This is a genomic window from Sphingobacterium sp. IITKGP-BTPF85 (genome assembly GCF_001006065.1).
Taxonomy (GTDB): domain Bacteria; phylum Bacteroidota; class Bacteroidia; order Sphingobacteriales; family Sphingobacteriaceae; genus Sphingobacterium; species Sphingobacterium anhuiense.
Genome location: NZ_ASZT02000066.1, coordinates 21,373 through 27,964 on the forward strand (window position 1 = coordinate 21,373; position 6,592 = coordinate 27,964).

General features: G+C 34.8%; 5 protein-coding genes and 1 pseudogene. 2 read left to right on the forward strand and 4 right to left on the reverse strand.

The window, feature by feature from the left end; genetic code table 11:
- Positions 1–67 precede the first annotated feature (67 nt).
- The gene (locus L950_RS13885; RefSeq protein ID WP_021190136.1) at positions 68–1,072 is read left to right on the forward strand and encodes a D-alanine--D-alanine ligase; all 1,005 of its coding nucleotides are present in this window, start codon (positions 68–70) and stop codon (positions 1,070–1,072) included.
- A 54-nt stretch (positions 1,073–1,126) separates the two neighbouring features.
- Here L950_RS13885 and L950_RS13890 read toward each other — a convergent pair whose 3' ends face one another.
- The 3 genes from L950_RS13890 to L950_RS13900 form a co-directional block, all read right to left on the reverse strand.
- Positions 1,127–2,311, reverse strand: coding sequence for a serine hydrolase (locus L950_RS13890; RefSeq protein ID WP_132772157.1), 1,185 nt, complete (start codon positions 2,309–2,311; stop codon positions 1,127–1,129).
- Between the two features lie 136 nt (positions 2,312–2,447).
- Entirely contained in the window at positions 2,448–2,942 is a 495-nt protein-coding gene (locus L950_RS13895) for a dihydrofolate reductase (protein ID WP_021190138.1), read from the reverse strand.
- 37 nt (positions 2,943–2,979) lie between these two features.
- Positions 2,980–3,801 carry a thymidylate synthase gene (locus L950_RS13900; RefSeq protein ID WP_021190139.1) on the reverse strand — a complete coding sequence of 274 codons (822 nt, stop codon included), beginning with the start codon at positions 3,799–3,801 and terminating at the stop codon, positions 2,980–2,982.
- Between the two features lie 335 nt (positions 3,802–4,136).
- Here L950_RS13900 and mtaB point away from each other — a divergent pair.
- Positions 4,137–5,455: pseudogene (gene mtaB, locus L950_RS13905) on the forward strand (tRNA (N(6)-L-threonylcarbamoyladenosine(37)-C(2))-methylthiotransferase MtaB).
- A 55-nt stretch (positions 5,456–5,510) separates the two neighbouring features.
- Here mtaB and L950_RS13910 read toward each other — a convergent pair.
- Positions 5,511–6,407 (reverse strand): EamA family transporter, encoded by an 897-nt coding sequence (locus L950_RS13910; RefSeq protein ID WP_021190140.1) that lies wholly within the window; start codon positions 6,405–6,407, stop codon positions 5,511–5,513.
- Between the last annotated feature and the right edge of the window lie 185 nt (positions 6,408–6,592).

Genomic DNA, 6,592 nt, shown 5'->3' on the forward strand with positions numbered 1-6,592 from the left:
ATATTGAACAATATTCGTTTTTCTGTGTATAGCAAATTATATTTGTTAGAAGAATCACGATAATTTTATGAAAACAAAAATAGCATTAATAACTGGAGGTTATACAGGTGAAGCAGAAGTTTCTTTTAAAAGTTCTGCATTTGTATACTCACAGCTTGATCACAATAAGTACGATATCTATCAAATTACGATTACCAAAGATGCATGGTTTTATGTTAGTGATTCAGGAATAAAGCATGCAATCAATAAAGAAGATTTTACTTTAGTGCTTGATGATAGTATTGTTCAGTTTGAATTGGCTTTTATAATGGTTCATGGTTCACCCGGTGAAGATGGGCGATTACAGAGCTATTTTGACTTAGTTGGCATACCTTATACATCATGTGATGCGTTGACTTCGGCGCTAACAATGAATAAGGGATATACGAAAGCTATTTTGGCAGATCTTAATGATTTATTTTTAGCTAAATCTGTCTTATTGTTTGAAAATCAACGCGCTCAAGCCGTTGAGCTGGTAGAAGATAAATTATCCCTGCCTTATTTTGTAAAACCTAATGCTGGAGGTAGTAGTATAGGTATGACCAAAGTAAAAGTGGCAGATGAACTAAAAGTAGCCATTGATAAAGCTTTTGATGCTGAAAACACCGGTAGCCAGGTTATTGTTGAAGAGTTTGTAAACGGCCGTGAATTTTCGGAAGGTATTTATCGTAATGTCGACGGGGAACTGGTTGTTTTACCGGCTACTGAAGTGAAAACAACACGTGAGTTTTTTGATTTTGAGGCAAAGTATATTCCCGGGCTTACAGAAGAAATTACACCAGCGGATCTGGATGTAAATCAGCAATTGCGCATAGGAAAGATTTTAAAAGATATTTATGTGCGATTGAATTGTAAAGGAATGGTCCGTATTGATTTCTTTTTGGAAAACGATACGGATAAGTTTTATTTTATTGAAATCAATACCATTCCAGGGCAAACTCCCCAAAGTTTAATTCCTCAACAAGTCCGCGCGGCAGGATTGACGGAACAAGAGTTTTACGGTAATTTAATCGAAGTGGCGCTAAAAAAATAACTTCAGTATGAGATTTTAAAAGTTACATTACAACTTCATGTAATGTAACTTTTTTTATTTTCTAAAATCAAATTTCGTTAGATCAGGTCTAAATTCTTTCGTTCTTTTGAGTTCTTCCTGGTAGATAATTTGGCCTATGTTTTTTAGAAATGGGTAGGTGACAGTTTCATACTCGTAGATTCCATCATTATAAATTCCATTTTCATTAGATTGGATTACTACAGCCAATAGGAACTCTATCCCCTTTTCAAAATCAACAATGTATGCGTTATCAATATTATAACCATAGGAATCTCCATATTTATTGAAAATGCGAATATTTGGATTTATTGTTGCCTTTTTATCACGGCCATAAAAAAGCAATTTACTATATGTCGGCCAGAATTCAGTTGTGTCATATTTAGGGTAATCCGACTCAAACGGATAACGCGACATGTAGTCGTACAAAAATGAATAATCATCATTTGTTAATTTGAATCTTTTGCGAGCATCGAAAGCTTCCGGGAAAAGTAATTTTTTCATGATCAGTTGCTGATCATCTAACGGGTAAACATTTAACCCTTCAAAACTCCATTGTTCATGAATAAGCTCGTCTTTGTCATTCATGTAACCTTTTCCTTGACGAGTATTTTCTAGCTTAATAGGGTAGTCGTTTGGATCAAATTGGGCATCCTGTTTATAGAGGGTTTTATCTTCTAAGTAGAAAGTAATGGGATTGGTGTGTTTTGCCCAGACACCTTTGTCACCTATGGCCAGTCTATTGACAATGCGTGAGTTTTGTGCGCCATGCTTTTGTAATTTGCTATTCAATTCAGCACGTCCGATAAATTCGAAAAGTCTGTTCTGTGCGTCATTGTCACTTGTCAAAAGGATTTTTTTAATATATTGACCAACTGACGGGAGACCATTTTTAGCAGACTCATCTTGTACAACAGCTGTTTGTTTCTCATAAGAAGAGTCGATTCTTAACGGTGTATCTTTTGATAATCCAGCAATCTTTAGCTCATTTATTTTTTCTAATGCTAGGATTGCCGTTGGGAGCTTAACTGTGCTGGCAGGATAGAAATACCAATTTGGATTTAATCTATAACTGAATGATTTAAAATGTGGCACATTATTTTTATCCCGATCAATTTGCGTATAGAGAATTTGAACTTCATTTTTACTCGGGTGATCTAAGATCTTTTGAAACAATTCGGGATGGCCTTGTAATAATTTTTCGAGGTAAATTGTATCCATTTTTTGAGCAAAGGAGTAAGGAATGATACTGATGAAAAAAAATGTTAGAAATTTATGCATAATTGGACTTAGTATACCGATTTTCGAAAGGATGGTTTACAATAAAGGCTTCTTAAGATTAGAGAAGCCTTTATCTTTATTTTCTGACGTACACTTGAAAGCTATAGTCAAAAGCATGTTTTTCATCTTTTTCATGCTTATCTTCACTTTCTAATATCCAGTCATGTGTTGGTAATTCTGGAAAGTAAGCATCTCCATCAATAGTTGTATGCAACCTGGTCAATAATATTTTATCCGCGAAAGGTAACGTTTGTTTAAATATTTCGCCACCACCAATAACAAAGATCTCTCTTTCATCTCTGCAATAATTTAATACTTCTTGAAAGCTATTGGCGATGTCCACATCATCAGATTTTGCGGTCATGTCTCTTGTCAAGATAATATTTCTGCGATCTGGTAATGGTTTACCAAGAGACTCAAAAGTTTTTCTCCCCATAACCACACTATGTTCAAGTGTATTTTTTTTGAAATATTTAAGATCATTTGGTAAATGCCAAGGCATTTTATTTCCTTTACCGATTACATTATTTTCAGTAGCGGCTACAATTAATGTTATTTTAAGTTTACTCATTTCTATAGGTTACACATGTATATAAGGAAGATTCTTTTTAAACTGCTACAGGAGCTTTAATATGCGAATGGGATTCATAATTTAACAACTCGAAGTCTTCAAATTTAAAATCAAAGATATCTTTTACTTCGGGATTGATTTTTAATTGAGGTAAAGCCTTTGGTTCACGGCTCAATTGTAATTCTGTTTGTTCGAAGTGATTACTGTATATATGGGCATCTCCTAAGGTGTGAATAAATTCAGCGGCTTCCATATCACAAACCTGTGCCACCATCATGGTTAATAAAGCATAAGAGGCAATATTAAATGGTACACCTAGAAAGATATCTGCACTTCTTTGATATAACTGACAAGACAACTGTGGTTTTAAGATCCCATTTTCAGGATCAGCAGGAGCAACATAGAATTGAAAAAATGCATGACAAGGAGGTAAGGCCATATTTTCAATTTCTGCAACATTCCAGGCAGACACAATGATTCTTCTTGAATCTGGTGAAGTCTTCAATTGCTTGATTATTTTTTCAATCTGATCGATATGGCCTCCATCAGGAGTTGGCCATGAACGCCATTGTGATCCATAAACAGGACCTAAATTACCATTTTCATCTGCCCACTCATCCCAGATACTGACACCATTATCTTTTAAATATTTGATGTTTGTTTCACCTTTCAAAAACCAGATCAATTCATGGATAATTGATCTTAAATGTAATTTTTTTGTCGTAACAAGTGGAAAGCCTTCCTTTAAATTGAAACGCATCTGATATCCAAATACACTTTTAGTTCCAGTTCCAGTACGGTCAGTTTTAATAACCCCGTTTGTATATACGTGCTTTAGTAAGTCAAGATATTGTTTCATTGTAAATAGTTGCTTTTATTTATTTTTTGATTAACAAATAGCGTCTTTTTGGCTGTAATATACCAACAAAGATGCTCGCTGTATAACCATGTAATATTCTATACGAAGGTAAGATTTTTTGAAGTATTCTCACGAAAATTTATAAAAGTGTGCATACGATTTTCATATGTGGTACACTATATATAGCAATGTAAAGAAAGACGGTAAAATAAAGAAATTAAAACTGATATTGTTAAATTTTGGATCATTAAAATCTCATAATTAATTGAAAAGCGGTTAAATCAGAATTAAGAATTTTCATTTGGAGCTTTTTGTTGTATTTTTGCAAAATCATTATGAGTAAAAAAGTAGCTTTCTATACCTTAGGATGTAAATTGAATTTTTCAGAAACATCCTCCATAGGTCGTGTCTTTCAAGATGCGGGTTATGAAACCACGCCATTCAATAGTGCGGCAGATGTTTATGTTATTAATACATGTTCAGTCACGGATCATGCAGATAAGAAATGTCGCAAGGTAGTAAAGGAAGCACTTAAATATTCACCTAATGCTTATATCACCATTGTCGGTTGTTATGCGCAGTTGAAACCAGCTGAGATTGCTGAAATCCCGGGAGTGGATATGGTTTTAGGTGCCGCAGAAAAGTTCAATATTATCGAACATATCAATGATCTGACAAAAAACGAGAAGGCTGTTGTCCATAATGCACCAATTGATGAAACCAATCAATTTGTATCTGCATATTCAATCGGTGACCGTACGCGTACATTCCTAAAAGTACAAGATGGATGTGATTATTCTTGTACTTTTTGTACAATTCCTCTTGCTCGTGGAGCAAGCCGTTCAGGGAAAATTGAGGATATCGTACGTCAAGCCGAGGAAATTGCGGCATCTGGCGTAAAAGAAATTGTGTTAACGGGTGTAAATATCGGTGATTTTGGTATTCGAGACGGTAAACGACAAGATAAATTCTTAGACCTTGTAAAGGCTTTGGATGAAGTGTCAGGAATAGACCGTATCCGTATTTCTTCGATAGAGCCAAATCTTTGGCCAATGAGATTATTGAATTTGTAGCACAATCAAAACGTTTTGTTCCACATTTTCATATGCCTTTACAGTCTGGAAATAATAAAGTATTGAGTATGATGCGTCGGCGTTACAAGCGAGAGCTGTATGCACAGCGTGTGGAGAAGATTAAGGAATTAATGCCGGATTGCTGTATTGGCGTTGATGTCATTGTAGGATTTCCTGGAGAGACTCGTGAAGACTTTATCGACACTTACAATTTTTTAAATGACATGGACATTTCGTATTTGCATGTCTTTACTTATTCTGAACGTGAAAATACAATAGCTGCACAGATGGAAGGGGCTGTCCCTGGATCTCAGCGCAGTGACCGTAGTAAAATGCTGCACATTTTATCAGAGAAAAAACGTCGTGCTTTCTATGAGAAACAATTGGATAAAGTAGGCGAAGTACTTTTTGAGAGTGATGAGAAGGACGGATATATGCATGGTTTCTCCAAAAATTATGTGAAAGTTCGTACAGCCTACGATCCTTTGTTGGTCAACGAAGTTGCACATGTGAAATTCTTATCGATCACAGATGGTTGTGAAGTTGAAATAGAAGAGTTAAAAGAAATATTAGCACACTAATGCTAGATGATAAAAAAGATAAGGGCTCAATTCGATTAGAATTGAGCCCTTGTCGTTATGCAACTTTTTCCTTTTTAGCATTTAACCAAATGACAGTTGCTAATATCATGAATACACCTATCCATTGAATAGGACTTACAGCTTCTTTAAGTATGAAGTATGACATAGCAGTTGCTACTGGTAGTTCTGCAGAACTTAAAATACCACTTAGAGAATAACCGATTTTAGGAATTCCATAAGCAAATAATAATGGTGGAATAACGGTTCCGAAGAAAGAAAGAATAAGTCCGAAATGCCATATGCTGTCACCTAAAGCTCCCGATATCAAAAATGTTGGCGGAAAGATGGAACAGATCATGATGCAGGATCCAGTCACCATTAATGCACTTTTTTGAACTGGCGGATAGTCATTTCCAACTCGTCCGTTAACAATTAGAAATACTGCATAAGCAGTTGCCGCTAATACGCCGTAGGTAATGCCGGTCCAATTGAGCTTATCGATTCCTTGTTCAATAAGACCTGTTGCAAATACAGTTCCTATAAGTACAATTGCAATACCAATCAATTGACGATTGGTAGGTCTATTTTTGAATATAATATATTCAATTAACGTTCCTATCCAGATGTATTGCATCAATAGAACAATCGCCAATGAAGCAGGTACTAATTGAACGCATTTGTAATAAACTAAACTTACTAGACCTGTAGAAATACCACTGATAACAATTTTCCATTTATTAGATTTTTTAGAGAAGCCATGATTAGCTTTTGGGTTTAGCAACTGAATGAGTAGATAAACTGCCCATAATATAATCATTCCAAAAATAGCTTGTACTCCAGTTACTTGCCCTAAAGTGTAATCTTGTGCATATGCTTTTTTGACAAATGTTGACAACAGTCCAAAACTACTTGCACCGACAAATACAGCAATAGCACCTTTTAATTTTTCCATATATATTTTACAAATTCCGACAAAATTACAATTTGAAAAGAGATATGAAGAAAGAAGGGCTTGTTTGCCAGTTAAATTTGGTTTTATTACATTTACCTAACATTTGATATTGATATGTCTATAAAACGTAATATATTATTTTTTTCAGCCTGATACTTTTACTCAGTAGTTGTTCAGTTAAGAAA

Coding starts and splice junctions, on each gene's coding strand:
- L950_RS13885 (WP_021190136.1), top strand. CDS start 68: ATGAAAACAAAAATAGCATTAATAACTGGAGGTTATACAGGTGAAGCA.
- L950_RS13890 (WP_132772157.1), bottom strand. CDS start 2,311: ATGGATACAATTTACCTCGAAAAATTATTACAAGGCCATCCCGAATTG.
- L950_RS13895 (WP_021190138.1), bottom strand. CDS start 2,942: ATGAGTAAACTTAAAATAACATTAATTGTAGCCGCTACTGAAAATAAT.
- L950_RS13900 (WP_021190139.1), bottom strand. CDS start 3,801: ATGAAACAATATCTTGACTTACTAAAGCACGTATATACAAACGGGGTT.
- L950_RS13910 (WP_021190140.1), bottom strand. CDS start 6,407: ATGGAAAAATTAAAAGGTGCTATTGCTGTATTTGTCGGTGCAAGTAGT.